Source organism: Streptomyces sp. NPDC002602 (assembly GCF_042889445.1).
Lineage (GTDB): Bacteria > Actinomycetota > Actinomycetes > Streptomycetales > Streptomycetaceae > Streptomyces.
Genome location: NZ_JBIAQX010000015.1, coordinates 194,510 through 208,679, shown reverse-complemented (window position 1 = coordinate 208,679; position 14,170 = coordinate 194,510). Strand labels below are relative to the sequence as shown.

Sequence of the window (14,170 nt, the reverse complement as noted above, 5' to 3'; positions counted from 1 at the left end):
CCCTGTGGGAGAGTAGGACGCCGCCGAACAATCATTGTGGGAAAGCCCCGCACCCTCTGGGTGCGGGGCTTTTCTGCGTTCCAGACCCTTTTCAGTGGCCTTTTCGGCCCCGGTCCTTCGAATTTCGGGTGCACGGCGCAACGACGTCGTGCTTTGATCCGCACCATGAATCAGCATGCGGTACGACCGGTGGCTGCCGGCGAGTGGGAGAAGGCCAAGGAGCTGCGGCTCAGTGCGTTGCGGGATCCGGCCGCTCCGGTGGCCTTCCTGGAGAACATCGTGGAGGCCGAGGCCCAGCCCGATGAGTTCTGGCAGGGACGGACCGCGGGGGCTTCGAGCGGGCGGGCGGCCCGCCAGTTCGTCGCCGAGGCTCCCGGCGGGGCCTGGGACGGGTCAGTGACCGTGCGGGTCGAGGAAGGCGGCACCATCGACTTCTTCGGTGAGGTCGTGGAGAAGTCCCAGGGGCACCTGGTGGGGGTGTTCGTACGGCCCGAACAGCGGGGGACCGGACTGACCGAGGCGCTGTTCGCGGCCGCGCTGGAATGGGCCTGGTCGCTGGACGGGCCGGCGCTGGGGCGGGTACGTCTCTTCGTTCACGAGGACAACGCGCGGGCCGAGGCCTTCTACCGGCGGTTCGGATTCGTGGCGAGCGGCCGAATCGTGGTCGGCACACCCTCGGACGCGGAAGCCCGGGAGCTGGAGTACGTAATGGAACGCCCCGAGGCAGGTCGCTAGAAAGCGGAGACGGCCTGCGGCCAGCGGGAACGGGCCTGTTCGCGGCTGCGACAGAGCGCGAGCAGCGGCAGGGCGTCGTCCTGGAGGAGCTCCGGGAGCTGCGGGATGGGGGCGACGGCCGCCACGTCCTCCAGGACCAGCGTCAGTGGTGGGTCGAGCCGACCGTGGGATGACCGTGCGGCCATGCGACGGCCGTGCTCGACCACGCTGGAGGCGAGTGCGGTCAGCAAGGGCATTGCACCCGGGTGGCTGCGAGGGTCCTCCAGGGACTCGCCCACCAGATAGAGGGTGCCCCCTTCGGTCAGGAACGAAGCCAGCGTGAGGGAATCCGTTCGGTTCGGGTTGCAGGCCTCGCGGATGTGGATCGAACTCAGGCAGGACAGGGCCCGGGCGGTGAGGTGCTGGGCCAGTTCGCGGCGCTCGGGGTACGCGGTGAGGGCGCTTTCGAGTTCGCCGGCCGCGCCGGGGGCCGCCTGCGGGTGCGTACGGAGGATGCGGACGGGGTCCTGGGCGTTGGTGCCCTGGGCCCAGCGGTGCAACTGCTTGAACGGGCGGTTGTCGAGGGCCGCGGCCTGGAGCCAACTGCGCAGGAGCGTTTCCGCCGTGTCGGCGACCGCGGCGTCCATGCGGGCCTGGGGGCGTACGGGCGCCAAGAGGGCCACGGACCGGGCGGCGGCGAGGTCGCGGTCCGCGCAGCCCTCCGCGGGGTTCCAGTGCATGCGGGCCGGGGTGTCGCAGAGGTGCGAAGGGTCGTACAGGAGGACCGGGCCGAGTTTGGCGCGGGCGTCCTTGGTCTCCGACCAGAGCGCGGGGGCGGACGTGACGACGAGGACCGCGCCTTCCGCCGCCGCGATGTGGCGGGCGGCGGTGGCATGGCGTTCCGCGGGGGCGGCGTAACCGAGGCGGGCCGGAGCCTGCGCGGACGTCGGTACGGGGGCCGGGGCGGGCGCTGGTGCGGGGATCTGTGTCGGGGCGTGGCCGAACCCGTGGCGGTGGACCTCGTCGACCGGCGCGGGACGGTCCGCCGTGCGGAGGGTGCCCTGGGGGGTGGTTCCGGTGCTCGCGGCCTCGAACGCGGCCGGAGGCCGGGCGGTTGGCGGGGCCGGTTGGCTGGGGATCGGCCGGGGCGGCGGCTCCTCGTCGAGCCGACCGGGGTGTTTGAGGAAGGCGCGGCGGGCCTTGGTGCGGGCGATGACGCCCATCGTGAAGATGGTCAGGACCAGCAGGATCAGGAGCTGGCCGATGAACAGGCCCCAGAACAGGCCCCAGCCGGAGAGGGCCGTCGGGTCGGTCTCGGGCCAGGCTCCGGGGAGGTCGTGGGGTTCCGTTATCAGGGCGCGGACCGCGTCCGGGGTGCGGGTGAACGTGACGGTGTCCGGCCAGGTGCCCTTGGCGAAGAGTGCCGAGAGGCCGGTGGCCGACCAGACGAGGACGGCGACGCCGAGCAGGAACGCCAGAAGGCCGACGAGGGCCCCGTCGGGGATGCCCCCGGCCCGCGCGGGGGGATCCGTACGTCTGGGGTCGGACATGGTCAGGCCACCGTGGTCGTGGAGCCGGGGCCGTTGTGGTGGCGTTCGATGAGCAGGGCTCGCTCCTCCGCCTCCAGTTCGGCGGCCAGCAGATCGTCGGGGAGTCGGTGTTGCGCCGAGGATTCGGTCATGGCGCGGTCGGTGTAGACGAGCGGGCGTTCGGCCTCGGTGATCAGGTGTTTGACGACCTGGACGTTGCCGTTGACGTCCCAGACCGCGATGCCCGGGGTGAGGGTGGGGATGATCTCCACGGCCCAGCGGGGCAGGCCGAGTACCCGGCCCGTGGCGCGGGCCTCGTCGGCTTTCTGGGCGTAGATCGTTCTGGTGGAGGCCATCTTGAGGATGGCCGCGGCTTCGCGGGCGGCGGCGCCGTCGACGACGTCGGAGAGGTGGTGGACGACGGCGACGAAGGACAGGCCGAGGCGCCGGCCGAACTTCAACAGGCGCTGGAACAGTTGGGCGACGAAGGGGCTGTTGATGATGTGCCAGGCTTCCTCGACGAGGAAGATGCGCTTCTTGCGGTCCGGGCGGATCCAGGTGTGTTCCAGCCAGACGCCGACGATCGCCATGAGGATCGGCATCGCGATGGAGTTGCGGTCGATGTGGGACAGGTCGAAGACGATCAGTGGCGCGTCGAGGTCGATGCCGACGGTGGTGGGGCCGTCGAACATGCCGCGGAGGTCGCCGTCGACGAGACGGTCGATGACCAGGGCGACATCGAGTCCCCAGGCGCGGACATCGTCTATGTCGACGTTCATGGCCTGGGCGGACTCGGGCTCGGGGTGGCGCAGTTGTTCCACGATGTCGGTGAGGACGGGCTGGCGGTCGCGGATCGTGTCGACGACGTAGGCGTGCGCGACCTTGAGGGCGAAGCCGGAGCGTTCGTCGAGGCCGTGGCCCATGGCGACTTCGATGATGGTCCGGAGCAGCGCGAGCTGACCGGTCGTGGTGATCGCCGGGTCGAGGGGGTTGAGGCGGATCCCGTCGTCGTTCGCGGCGATGGGATCCAGGCGGATGGGGGTTATTCCCAACTGTTGGGCGATGAGGTTCCACTCGCCGACGCCGTCCTCGCCTTGGGCGTCGAGGACGACGACCTGGCGGTCCTTGAAGCGGAGTTGCCGCAGGACGTACGTCTTCTCCAGAGCGGACTTCCCGTTGCCGGACTCGCCGAGGACCAGCCAGTGGGGGGCGGGGAGCTGCTGTCCGTACAGCTGGAAGGGGTCGTAGATGTACCCCTTGCCGCTGTAGACCTCGCGGCCGATGATGACGCCGGAGTCGCCGAGGCCGGGGGCGGCGGTCGGCAGGTAGACGGCCTGGGCCTGTCCGGTGGAGGTGCGGACGGGCAGGCGGGTGGTCTCCACCTTGCCGAACAGGAAGCTGGTGAAGGCGTCCGTCAGAGCGGACATGGGATCTCGCATGGGCGGCACTTCCCTCCGGCTAGCGTCGGATGCCGGTGGCGAACGGCAGGGTGTTGACGAAGGCGCGGTGGTGCTCGCGGTCGCACCACTCCAGCTTCAGGTAGGACTTGCCCGCCGAGGCGCGGATGGTGCGCTTGTCGCGGGCGAGGGCCTCGGGCGAACGCGAGGACACCGTGATGTACCCGACGAGGTTGACTCCCGCCGCACCACTGGCGAGATCTTCACCCCTCTGGTCGAGCCGGCCGTGGGCGGCGATGTCGCGCGGGTCGACCGTGCGGTTCATCTTCGCGGCGCGGCTGGCGTCGGCCTCGTCGTTGGTCTTCTCCGTCAGCATGCGTTCGATGGCGACCTCGGTGGGTTCGAGGTCCATGGTGACGGCGACGGTGCGGATGACGTCCGGGGTGTGGACGAGGAGCGGGGCGAGGAAGTTGACGCCGACGGGGGTCATCGGCCACTCCTTCACCCAGGCGGTGGCGTGGCACCAGGGGGCGCGGGTGGAGGACTCGCGGGTCTTGGCCTGGAGGTAGGTGGGTTCGACCGCGTCGAGTTCGGCGGGCCAGGCGTTGCGTTTCGTCATGGCCTGGATGTGGTCGATGGGGTGGTCCGGGTCGTACATGGAGTGCACGAGGGAGGACAGTCGGCCCTGGCCGAGCGGTTGGCGTACGCGGATGTCGGCCTCGGCGAGGCGGGCGCAGATGTCGGTGAGCTCGCGGGCCATGACGATGGCGAGGCCGGCGTCGCGGTCGAGCTTGCGGCCCTTGTGGGGGGTCGAGGCGCGGGCGATGGTGTGGGCCTCGGCTGCGAGTTCGCGCGAGTAGTGCATGCAGGCGACGAGGTAGGCGCGGTGCTGCTCGGAGGAGGTGGACACCATCGACTGGAGCTGGTCGTAGGACTCGCGGAGCCAGCCGGGGGCGGTGGTGTCCCCGCGTTGGGCGACGTCCTTGGCGTGGGCGTCGGGGTCGGCGGGGAGGGTGCGGGCGAGCATCTGGAGGCGGGTGACGAAGCCGTCGCCGTTCGCCACGTGCTTGAGGAGGGTGCCGAAGCGGTCGACTAGGGCTTCCTGGTCCTCGCTGTCGCGCAGGCCGACGCCGGGGCCCTCGATCTCGATGGCGGCGGTCACGGTTCTGCGGTCGGCGTGCAGGAGGACGGCGATCTCGTCGGGGCCGAAGGGCGCGGCGAGCCAGCTGATGCGGCCGATGCCGGGGGGCGGGCCGACCTCGACCTCACGGCCGTCGGAGCCGCGCATGCCGGCTTCCATGGTGCCGGAGCGGTAGATGGTGCCGCGGCGCAGGGTGCGCTTGTAGCTGCGCCTGATCTCGAACCAGCGGTAGAAGGTGCGGCCCTTGTACGGGACGTACACGGCGGCGAGGGCGAGCATGGGGAAGCCGGCGAGGCTCACGATGCGCAGGGTGAGGTCGGGGACGAGTAGTCCGCTCATCATGCCGAGGAACGCGCCGGCGATGATCAGGGCGATCTCGCCGGTTTCGCGGTTCTTGCCGACGATCGCGTTCGGCCGGGCGCGGCCGATGAGATACGTGCGACGGGGCGCGATCGGGTGTAGCTGGTGGGACTGGGTCGTCAACGCCCGTCACCTCCTGTGTTCCTCGTGCTCGAGCCGGTGCGGGGCGGGGGTGTGGCGGAGGGGACAGATCCGCCGCCGGACCCGCCGCCGGAGCCTCGGCTGCTGTGCGCGGCCATGCCTCCGGAGATCTGGTTGGCGTCGCCGCCGCCTCCGCCACTCGCGCGGTGGGCGCCGCCGCCGCGGCTGCTGTGGGTTTTGATGCCCTGGGAGACGAGGGAGGCAGGGGAGCTGATGACGGCTGCGGCCTGGGCGCCGTCGGTGGCTTTGCTGCGGTTGGAACGGGCGGAGGCGATCTCGTCGCCGAAGCCGGGGACGAAGCGGTAGATCATCGCGGAGGCGAAGATCGCCAGGAGGATGATCGCGAGTCCGGAGACGACGGCGGAGAAGGCGTTGGGGCCCTTCTCGCCCGCGAGGGCGCCGGCGAGGCCGAGGACGATCACGATGACCGGCTTCACGAGGATGACGGCGATCATGATGCCGGCCCAGCGGCGGACGTGGCCCCACATGTTGCGGTCGACGAGTCCGGCGTAGACGACCGTGCCGAGGAGGGCGCCGACGTAGAGCAGGGCGGCGCGGATGACGAGCTCCAGCCACAGGATCCCGGCGGCCAGGACGGTCACGAGGGCGACGACGATCAGCATGATCGGGCCGCCGCCGATGTCGTCGCCCTTCTTGAGGGCCTCGGAGAACGAGCCGAAGAAGACGTCGGTCTGACCGCCGGTGGCGGCGGCGATGACCTCGGTGACGCCGTCGGTCGCGGAGACGACGGTGTAGAGGATCAGGGGGGTGAAGGCGGAGGCGAGGACGGTCAGCCAGAGGAAGCCGATGGCCTCGGACATGGCGGTGGTGAGGGGGACGCCGCGGATGGCGCGCTTGGCGACGGCGAGGAGCCACAGGACGAGGGTGAGGATGGTGCTCGCGGCGAAGACGACGGCGTACTGCTGGAGGAAGGCGGGGTTGGTGAAGTCGACGGTGGCCGTGGACTTGATCGCCTCGCTGAGCTTGCCGACGATCCAGGCGGCGGCGTCGGCGCAGCCGCGGGCCAGGGAGGCCAGGGGGTTCAGGGCGTCGGTGGGGTTGGCGTTGAGGCCGGTACCGGCGTTGCTCCCGGTGGCCGCCCCCTCGCCCTTCTCGCAGTAGTCCTTGGCCGAGCCGAACAGGAGGCGGCAGTCCTCCTTGCCCCCCTGGCCGGACGGCGTCGGGGTCGGCGTGGGCGCGGCGTAGGCGCGGGAAGCCAGGGATACGACGGCCAGGTGGACGGCGGCAACGACGACCACTCGGAGCCGGTTGCTAGCGGGCATAGGTGAACCCTCCGAACTCCTTGGTTGCCTTGCTGATGTCATCGGATGAGGAGGCGGCCATGTCGCCCGGGACCGGAGCGGGCCCATCCTGCTGGGATTCGCTGACGACTCTCCAGCTCTCCCCCACCCAGCTCAGTTCGAAGGTCCAGGTCTCCCATGTCGTGCGGACCGGATCGGTGGACTTGGGGCCGGACATGCCGACCAGGCCCGTGTACCAGACCGCGATCTTCGCGGAGGTCGGGCTGTAGCTCTCGACTCTGGTGCCGACCGGGATGGTGCGGGTGACGAAGGTGCTGCCCGGCGGCGGGTCGCCGTTCGCATCCAGACCGAGCCGCGCGAACAACTCTGGTGTATAGGCCTTGTCCTGTGGGCCCTTGAGCCGGGCTCCTGCCTCCGGGGTGTAGATACCGTCAACAAGGGCGTGTCGGCTGTCCTTCTTGAGCATCCCGTCGGAGCCCAGGGCCACCGCGTAGTTCGCGGCCGCCGATTGGGCGCCCTGTTCGTCATGGGCGAAGCCCTTGGGGATGCCGTTGGACTTGCCGGTGACCGGTTGGGTGCCGGTGGGGCTGGTGGCGGCGTCGGTCGGGGGTTTGTCCGACGCGGTGTTCGTGGGGGAGTCCGGGGACTGGTTCGCGAACGCGATGGCGGCGATCAGGAGGACCACCACGCCGACCGCGGTGATGAGGCCGCGGGAGGGGCGGGGGGTGCGGCGGGGGTTGCCGTAGGGGTCGGAGGGGGAGTCCGGGAGGCGGGTGCGGGTCTGGCCCGTGCCGCCCACTTCGCCGTGGCCGCCGCCGCCGTAGTGGTCGTCATTGCTCATTCCGTGTCCGTCCCCTCCGCCTCGTACGACGGTAGCGCTCGTTCCCGCGTGGATGCGGTGTGGTGATTCGCCATCAGGTACGACGGCCGGCGGGCGGCACGGCTAGACGGCCATTCCGTAGACGATCGTGAAGAGGGTGCCCAGGGATCCGATGATGAAGACGCCCGTGAGGCCGGCCACGATCAGGCCCTTGCCCTGTTCCGCGCTGAAGGTGTCGCGCAGTGCGGTCGCTCCGATGCGCTGCTTGGCGGCGCCCCAGATGGCGATGCCGAGGCAGAGGAGGATCGCGATGGCCATGACCACTTCGATCATGACCTTCGCTTCGTTGCCGAGACTGCCGAACGGCCCCCAGTTCGGGGCGATTCCGCCGATGATGGTGGTGATGTCGCCCTTTTCGGCTGCCAGGATCATGTAACTCACCGCCCCTGTATGGGTAGTTCCGGTAGCCCGTGCCCGACGGCATGGGTCACGCACTATCTTCCCTGATGAAACCGCCGCCGTCGCCGACTTGGCGGCTCTCTTTACCCGGGCCCGCGGTCTGTGCCTCGCCGGAACGCTCTGACCAGGTCACTCTGTGTATCACGGGGGTTGACGTCGGGCAATGATTGTCGTCTCGCCGTGCCGGCGGGAGGTCTCCGGGTCGGGTGAGGGGCGGCCGTTCGGCTCAATGGGGCGGCGTGTCGTTGGGCCGTACCGCTGACACATGTCCGACATTCCGTCAGTCGTTCCATGTGCGCGCCGGGTTGCGCGGGATGCTCCACCCCGTTCGGTTGGACGACGCAAGGAGCAGGGATGGGTTCCGCAGTGAAGTCGGGTCGGCGCGTGTGGCTGGCCGGCGGTGTCGCAGTGCCGCTGGTGTTCGCGCTGTCGGGGGTTTCGGCTCCGGCGATGGCCGCCGCGCACGGGTCGACCGCCGTGGTGGGGGCGCCCACGGCCGGTGAGGGTTGCTCGAAGTTGAAGGCCAGGGTGCTGAAGTCCGCCGCGTCCGGGCCGTCGGGCGGTTGTACGGGGCCTCGGGGGCCGAAGGGGCCCAAGGGTGACCGCGGGCCGAAGGGTGATCGGGGTCCCAAGGGTGATCGGGGTCCGGCTCAGCCCTGTGTGGGTGTCGACACGGCCCAGGGGCGGTTCGGCCTGGAGTTCAGCGCCGTGGTGAGCCGGGGCAAGGCGTTCCTGGGGCACCGGACGACGAGCACGGTCCTGGAGAACGGGCCGTACGTCTGGAAGGACCTCTCCACCGGCGCGAACCCGGGCTTCCCGCGCAACGCGTGCGGCGTGTCCCTGAACATCCTGGAAGTGACCGCGCAGGTCAAGGTGCTGACCACCGACGGGAACGTGTTCGAGAACTCCTGCACCTATGTGGCGACCGGTGTGCTCACCTGCCCGAGCGGTTGGACGCCGCTCATCAGGCCCTGATTCGGGGACGTCCGTCGTCGGTGCCGCGGTGCGGGGCACGAGCCGGATCGCGGCTCCGGCGCGGGTGGTGTGGTGGAGGCCGGCCTCGTTGTCAGTGGGGTGCGTCAGGCTGGTGACATGACGACTCCCTGGACTCTCGCGGACCTTGAGGCGGCCATCCGCGCGGGATGGTCGGCCGAGACCTGTTCGCCCGACGACGTGGAGCGGGCGCCCTGGACGGCCGGGAATCCGGCCTGGGGTCACTGTGACATCACGGCTCTGGTCGTCCAGGATCTGGTGGGCGGGGAGCTGATGGTGGGGGAGGTCTGGTCGGGCGGGCGGCAACAGGGTTTCCACTGTTGGAACGTGTTGCCCGGGGGGATGAGCGTCGATCTGACGCGGGAGCAGTTCCGTCTCGGGCAGACGGTCACGCGGGGGCGGCCGATGGGGAAGCGGCCGAGCGGGCGGTTGCCGAGGCGCTGGGAGGAGTACCGGCTGCTGCGGCGGCGGGTGATCGACAGACTGGGCCCGCTGCCGGGGGTGGTGCGGCTGGCGGACGGGCGCGGGCTCGCGTACACGGATTTCGGGGGCGCGGGGGCGCCGCTGCTGGTGTTGTACGGGGACCCTCGGGGCGGGGGGTCGCAGGACGGGTGGTCCTTCGAGTCGCCGGCGCGGGACGCGGGGCCGGGGTGGCATGTCATCGCGCTCGATCTGGCGGGGTACGGGGCGGCGGATGTGGTCGAGGGGGTGCCGTGCGACGGGTACGTGAGGGACGCGGCCGGCGTGTTGGAGGGGCTGGGGTTGGGGCCGGCGGTGGTGTGGGGGCGGGGCTCGGGCGAGGACGTCGCGTACGGGCTCGCGGCGCGTCGGCCGGACCTGGTGCGGGCGGTGGTGGAGTTGCCGAGGGGGCATCGGGCGCGGGCGGAGGACCCGGAGGGGTTCGGCGCGGCCGTGCGGGAGTTCCTGGCGGGGGTGTGAGCACGGGGGCGTGAGCACGGAGGTGTGAGCACGGGGGCGGGGGTGTGGCGGTGGGATCGGGCCGGGTGTGACTCCCACGTGCTCCCGTGCGCCCCTGCGGCCCCGGGCGTGTCCCGGATCGGGCGCCGGAAGGGCTCCGGCCTACCGGCAGGGCTCCGGCGGGTCTCCGTGTGTGCCGGGCGGGGCTCGGGGCCGGGGAGTCCCGGCGTGCGGGTCAGGCCCAGTGTGCCGGGCGGGGCACCGGAGCCCTTACACCCCCGGCGTGTGGGTCAGGCCCAGTGGGAGGGGCGGGTGAGCGTAGGGGGGATGCGGGTGGCGGGGGAGCCGTGGGCCGCGTTCAGTTGGGGCTGGGTGAGGAAGAGGGCCTCGCGGAGGTCGGCGTCGCGCAGGTTGGTGTCGCGGAGGTCCGCGCCGATCAGGTCGGCCTTGCGGAGGTCGGCTCCGGACAGGTCGGCGGCGATCAGGTACGCGCCGCGGAAGGTGGCGCCTCGCAGGTCCGCGCTGCGGAGGCGGGCGCCCATGAGGTCGGCGCCTCGGTGGTTCTTCCTGCGGGCGGGGGAGGTGGCGCGGACGAGTTCGCTGGTCTTCAGGAGAAGGGTGTTGATCTCCTGGCGGAGGGCGCCGACGTCGAAGGGGATCAGGGTGGCGGCGTCCGCCCCGGTGGCAGCCGTGGTCGTGGCGAGTGCCTGCCGCAGGTCGGCGTGGATCGGTGCGGCCGCCGGCAGGGTGAGGGCCTCGGTGAGGTAGGCGAGCAGCTCGTGGAGTTGCCGCATCACGGGGAAGACGTCGAACATCTGGCGTGCCGTGCCCGGGTGCTCGCGCCAGTCCCGGCCGCCGAAGGTGACCTGGGATACCTGTTGGCCCGCGCCGAAGCAGTCGAAGACGGTGCACCCCGGGAAGCCCTTGTCGCGCAGCCGGGTGTGGATGCCGCAGCGGAAGTCCTCCCTGAGGTTCTTGCAGGGGGTTCCGGCGGCCTTGTTCACCGCGAAGTCGGTGGACTTGGCGAAGGGCAGGGCGACGCAGCAGAGGGCGAAGCAGTTCGCGCAGTCGGCGCGCAGGGCGGGGGTGGGGGGCGCAGGCGTGGTGGACACCCTTTCATTGTGACCGGTGGGGGGAGTCCAGCCTCATCTGGAGGGCGGTCCACCAGACGCCGTCCACCCGCTCGACGTCCTTGAGGACCTCCACGGTGCGGAAGCCGAGCTTCTCGTAGAGGCGGACGGCCGGGGTGTTGTGCGCGAACACGCCCAGGTCGAGGCTGTGCAGCCGCAGGTCGGTGAAGGCGCGGGACAGGGTTTCGGTGAGCAGGCTCTCGCCGAGGCCCCGGCCGCGGGCCCGCGGGGCGATCAGGACGCGGCCGAGGCGGGCGCGGTCGGGGGCGTCGTCGTGGCGGCGCAGGGAGACGTGGCCGACGGGCTCGGCGGCCTCGGGGCCGTGGGACGGTACGGCGGTCCAGGTGTGGCGGCCGGGTTCGACGGCGTAGGCGGCGAGCTGGGTCTGGTCCAGGGGCCAGGTGAAGGAGGGGCCGGCCCAGGTGGTGAGGTCGGCCGCGGTGGTGATCCAGTCGAGCAGGGGTGCCGCGTCGGTGGTGGGGTGGAAGGGGCGCAGGGCGAGAGCGGTGGTGGCCATGGGGCAAGTATGCGTATTTCGGGCGGTCTTGACCGAAGTCGGGGGTGGGGTCGGTGTCGCGTCCGAGGGGCGGTTGGCCTGCGCGTCGCATGCCCGTCACGTGCCCGTCGTGTGCGCGGCGGGGCCGGCGAGGGGGCTGGTGTGCGGGGTTACCTGTCGGTAGCGTGCGGGGGCATGAGCGCTGCTGAGGCCTTCTTCGAGCGGGTCGACACGGGACGTTTCCTGGCCACCGAGTACACGCGCGGGCCGTGGGACCCGGGCTCGCAGCACGCCGGCCCGCCGGCGGCGCTGCTCGGGCGGGCCGTCGAGGAGCGGGCGGGCGGCCGCACGGACCTGCGGATCGCCCGGATCACGTACGAGATCCTGCGCCCGGTGCCGATCGGCCCGCTGGAGATCACCACGACCGTGCTGCGGTCCGGCCGCAGTACCGAGTTGGTCGAGGCGACTCTCGCGCCGGCGGGGGCCGCGCCGGTGATGCTCGCGCGGGCGTTGCGGATCAGGGTGGCGGAGGAGGCCGTGCCGGCGGTGGTGCCGGGGCCGCAGGTGCCTCCCCCGGGCGAGGTGGGGCAGACGCCGTTCTTCCCCGTGCCGTGGGAGATCGGGTATCACACGGCGATGGAGACCCGGTTCACCGAAGGCGCCTTCGTGGAGTCGGGGCCCGGGACGTGCTGGATGCGGATGAGGGTGCCGTTGATCGCAGGGGAGGAGACGGCTCCGTTGGACCGGGTGTTGATCGCTGCCGACTCCGGCAACGGCATCAGTTCCGTCATGGACTTCGAGCGGTTCGTCTTCGTCAACGGCGATCTCACCGTCCACCTGCACCGCCATCCGGTGGGCGAATGGGTCTGCGTGGAGGCGCGGACCAGCGTGGACGGCGCCGGGATCGGGCTCGCTGACTCCCGGCTGCACGATGAGAAGGGGCCGATCGGGCGGGGCGCGCAGAGCCTCTTCGTCGCCCCGCGGTAGCCGTCAACCCCCTTGCCGCGCAAGGCAGTACGTATGGCAGGCTCAGCCGGATGGAGCCGCTCACAGAGGCCGACCCCGAACGGATCGGTCTGCACGTGCTGGTGGCCCGGCTGGGGGCCGGGGGGATGGGGCGGGTGTACCTGGGGCGTTCGCCCGGGGGCCGGCTGGTGGCCGTCAAGGTGGTGCGGGAGGAGATCGTCGGGCATCCCGAGGCGCTGGCCAGGTTTCGCCGCGAGGTGGAGACCGTACGGGCCGTGCGGTCGGCATACACCGCGAATCTGATTGACGCCTCGCTGGAGGCGGCGCCGTACTGGTTGGCGACCGAGTACGTGGCGGGTCCGACGCTCGCCGACGCCGTGCGCGGGCGTGGCGCGCTGCCGCCGGAGACCTGTCGGGGGCTCGGGGCGGCGCTGGCGGAGGGCCTGGCGAGCGTGCACACGTACGGGGTCACGCACCGGGACCTGAAGCCGCAGAACGTGATCCTGGCGGCGCAGGGGCCCCAGCTGATCGACTTCGGGATCGCCCACGGCGTGGGATCGACCCCGTTGACCGAGACGGGGCACACGCCGGGCACGCCGGGGTTCACTGCGCCCGAGGTGCTGGTGGGCGGGGTCGCGGGGGCGGCGGCGGACGTGTTCGCCCTGGGTGCGACGCTGGCGTACGCGGCCACCGGGAGACCGCCGTTCGGGGGCGGGGCGGCGGCGAGCGTGGGCTTCCGGTCGGTGTACGAGGGGATCGATCTGGCCGGGGTCGAGCCGGGGTTGGCGGCGCTGATCGAGGACTGCGTGGCCAAGGACCCGGCGGACCGGCCGGAACCGGCGGAGCTGATCCGGCGCTGCGGGGTGCGGGGCGCGCTGGTGGAGGACCCGGTGTACGCGGAGCTGGCGGCGCCGCCGGGGCGCGCGACCGGCGCGAAGGTTGTGGCGGATGTGGCGGATGCGGCGCCCGGGGCCGGATCCCCGACTCGGCCGCCCGGGGCCGGATCCCCGACCCGGCGCCTGGACGACACCACCCCGCCCGCCGGGGCCACGGACCGGACCGCCGCCACGCCACGGACCGGCGCCGACGCCGGGGTCGCCCTGCCGCCCGCCGGGGTCGCCACGCCGTACGAGGGTTCCGTGCCCCGATCCGGCCGACGGGGCCGGGTCCGGGCGGCCGCGGGGGGCGTCCTGCTCGCGGCGGTGTCGGTGCTGCTCTGGCAGTTCCCGTTCGGGGAGGGTCGGGGCGGGAGTGGCGCCCGGACGTCCGGGCGCGAGACCCCGGCCGCTCCCGCGTCCGGCTCCCCGGCCTCGGGCCCGGTGAAGCCCGGCAAGGGGGGCGGTTGGGCCGGTGAGGACTTCCGGTGGAAGCTGTCCACCGATGCGGAGATGGCCCGCTACGGGGCGGGCGACTGTGACGAGCACGCGGAACTCCGGCCGCCGGGCCGGGGCATGGAGACCTCGACGGTCTCCTCCAACACCAACGGGGTCCCGGGCGACACGGCCAGGGTGAAGTTCCGTCCGCAGCGCGGCGCCGAGCCGGGTACACGCCCCCCGCCCTATCCCGTGGTGATCGCGGTGAAACCACCGCACGCGCCCAAGAAGGGGCAGACGGGTTTCCTGAGCGCCCCCGTGGACCTGTACGCCGGCTGGGACTCCGGCGATTACGGCGAGTTGACCTATCCGGACGACTTTCCGGGGGCTGTGCCCCTGAGCGCCGACAAGGGGGACTGGACGGTGGTGTTCTACCGCGTCGAGGATGGGGCCAAGCGGTATACGCCCATCGCGTGCAACGGCTTCCGAGTGGGCTAGCGGAAACGGCGACACGGGCCGAATTCGCTCGAA

General features: G+C 71.7%; 13 protein-coding genes. 5 read left to right on the top strand and 8 right to left on the bottom strand.

What is annotated here, in order from left to right; genetic code table 11:
• The first annotated feature begins 165 nt into the window (after positions 1-165).
• On the top strand, positions 166-735 hold the full coding sequence (locus tag ACFYW3_RS30715) for a GNAT family N-acetyltransferase (RefSeq protein ID WP_389387968.1): 570 nt from the start codon (positions 166-168) through the stop codon (positions 733-735).
• On the opposite strand, the gene ACFYW3_RS30710 is transcribed toward ACFYW3_RS30715, so the two are convergent.
• The 6 genes from ACFYW3_RS30710 to ACFYW3_RS30685 form a co-directional block, all read right to left on the bottom strand.
• Positions 732-2,264: a type VI secretion protein gene (locus ACFYW3_RS30710; RefSeq protein ID WP_389387967.1), complete on the bottom strand. Its 1,533-nt coding sequence runs from the start codon at positions 2,262-2,264 to the stop codon at positions 732-734. The two genes, ACFYW3_RS30715 and ACFYW3_RS30710, sit on opposite strands and share 4 nt — an antisense overlap.
• Positions 2,265-2,266: 2 nt before the next feature.
• Positions 2,267-3,682 carry an ATP-binding protein gene (locus tag ACFYW3_RS30705; RefSeq protein WP_351753410.1) on the bottom strand — a complete coding sequence of 472 codons (1,416 nt, stop codon included), beginning with the start codon at positions 3,680-3,682 and terminating at the stop codon, positions 2,267-2,269.
• 19 nt (positions 3,683-3,701) lie between these two features.
• Positions 3,702-5,264: an SCO6880 family protein gene (locus ACFYW3_RS30700; protein WP_389387966.1), complete on the bottom strand. Its 1,563-nt coding sequence runs from the start codon at positions 5,262-5,264 to the stop codon at positions 3,702-3,704.
• Positions 5,261-6,565, bottom strand: a complete 1,305-nt coding sequence (locus tag ACFYW3_RS30695) for a hypothetical protein (RefSeq protein WP_389387965.1) — start codon at positions 6,563-6,565, stop codon at positions 5,261-5,263. Before ACFYW3_RS30695 ends, ACFYW3_RS30700 begins: the two co-directional genes overlap by 4 nt.
• The gene (locus tag ACFYW3_RS30690) at positions 6,555-7,385 is read right to left on the bottom strand and encodes a hypothetical protein (protein WP_389387964.1); all 831 of its coding nucleotides are present in this window, start codon (positions 7,383-7,385) and stop codon (positions 6,555-6,557) included. The genes ACFYW3_RS30695 and ACFYW3_RS30690 overlap by 11 nt, the downstream gene beginning before the upstream one ends.
• A gap of 102 nt (positions 7,386-7,487) precedes the next feature.
• Positions 7,488-7,796 (bottom strand): hypothetical protein, encoded by a 309-nt coding sequence (locus tag ACFYW3_RS30685; protein ID WP_053676383.1) that lies wholly within the window; start codon positions 7,794-7,796, stop codon positions 7,488-7,490.
• Positions 7,797-8,177: 381 nt separating this feature from the next.
• Here ACFYW3_RS30685 and ACFYW3_RS30680 point away from each other — a divergent pair, with 381 nt between their 5' ends.
• Both ACFYW3_RS30680 and ACFYW3_RS30675 read left to right on the top strand, forming a co-directional pair.
• The gene (locus ACFYW3_RS30680; protein WP_389387963.1) at positions 8,178-8,798 is read left to right on the top strand and encodes a hypothetical protein; all 621 of its coding nucleotides are present in this window, start codon (positions 8,178-8,180) and stop codon (positions 8,796-8,798) included.
• Positions 8,799-8,915: 117 nt separating this feature from the next.
• On the top strand, positions 8,916-9,755 hold the full coding sequence (locus ACFYW3_RS30675; protein WP_389387962.1) for an alpha/beta fold hydrolase: 840 nt from the start codon (positions 8,916-8,918) through the stop codon (positions 9,753-9,755).
• A 269-nt stretch (positions 9,756-10,024) separates the two neighbouring features.
• Here the strand turns inward: ACFYW3_RS30675 and ACFYW3_RS30670 are convergent, their stop codons facing one another.
• Entirely contained in the window at positions 10,025-10,846 is an 822-nt protein-coding gene (locus ACFYW3_RS30670; RefSeq protein ID WP_389387961.1) for a pentapeptide repeat-containing protein, read from the bottom strand.
• A 4-nt stretch (positions 10,847-10,850) separates the two neighbouring features.
• Complete coding sequence (locus ACFYW3_RS30665; RefSeq protein ID WP_389387960.1) at positions 10,851-11,381, bottom strand: GNAT family N-acetyltransferase; 531 nt, start codon at positions 11,379-11,381, stop codon at positions 10,851-10,853.
• Between the two features lie 174 nt (positions 11,382-11,555).
• Between ACFYW3_RS30665 and ACFYW3_RS30660 the strand changes: the two genes are divergently transcribed.
• Together ACFYW3_RS30660 and ACFYW3_RS30655 are read left to right on the top strand one after the other, a co-directional pair.
• Entirely contained in the window at positions 11,556-12,347 is a 792-nt protein-coding gene (locus ACFYW3_RS30660; protein WP_351753428.1) for a thioesterase family protein, read from the top strand.
• 50 nt (positions 12,348-12,397) lie between these two features.
• Positions 12,398-14,137: a protein kinase gene (locus ACFYW3_RS30655; protein WP_389387959.1), complete on the top strand. Its 1,740-nt coding sequence runs from the start codon at positions 12,398-12,400 to the stop codon at positions 14,135-14,137.
• Positions 14,138-14,170 lie beyond the last annotated feature (33 nt).

What these genes read in the sequence shown, in the direction of transcription:
- ACFYW3_RS30715 (WP_389387968.1), top strand. Translation starts at nt 166, where the DNA reads ATGAATCAGCATGCGGTACGACCGGTGGCTGCCGGCGAGTGGGAGAAG.
- ACFYW3_RS30710 (WP_389387967.1), bottom strand. Translation starts at nt 2,264, where the DNA reads ATGTCCGACCCCAGACGTACGGATCCCCCCGCGCGGGCCGGGGGCATC.
- ACFYW3_RS30705 (WP_351753410.1), bottom strand. Translation starts at nt 3,682, where the DNA reads ATGCGAGATCCCATGTCCGCTCTGACGGACGCCTTCACCAGCTTCCTG.
- ACFYW3_RS30695 (WP_389387965.1), bottom strand. Translation starts at nt 6,565, where the DNA reads ATGCCCGCTAGCAACCGGCTCCGAGTGGTCGTCGTTGCCGCCGTCCAC.
- ACFYW3_RS30690 (WP_389387964.1), bottom strand. Translation starts at nt 7,385, where the DNA reads ATGAGCAATGACGACCACTACGGCGGCGGCGGCCACGGCGAAGTGGGC.
- ACFYW3_RS30685 (WP_053676383.1), bottom strand. Translation starts at nt 7,796, where the DNA reads ATGATCCTGGCAGCCGAAAAGGGCGACATCACCACCATCATCGGCGGA.
- ACFYW3_RS30680 (WP_389387963.1), top strand. Translation starts at nt 8,178, where the DNA reads ATGGGTTCCGCAGTGAAGTCGGGTCGGCGCGTGTGGCTGGCCGGCGGT.
- ACFYW3_RS30675 (WP_389387962.1), top strand. Translation starts at nt 8,916, where the DNA reads ATGACGACTCCCTGGACTCTCGCGGACCTTGAGGCGGCCATCCGCGCG.
- ACFYW3_RS30665 (WP_389387960.1), bottom strand. Translation starts at nt 11,381, where the DNA reads ATGGCCACCACCGCTCTCGCCCTGCGCCCCTTCCACCCCACCACCGAC.
- ACFYW3_RS30660 (WP_351753428.1), top strand. Translation starts at nt 11,556, where the DNA reads ATGAGCGCTGCTGAGGCCTTCTTCGAGCGGGTCGACACGGGACGTTTC.
- ACFYW3_RS30655 (WP_389387959.1), top strand. Translation starts at nt 12,398, where the DNA reads ATGGAGCCGCTCACAGAGGCCGACCCCGAACGGATCGGTCTGCACGTG.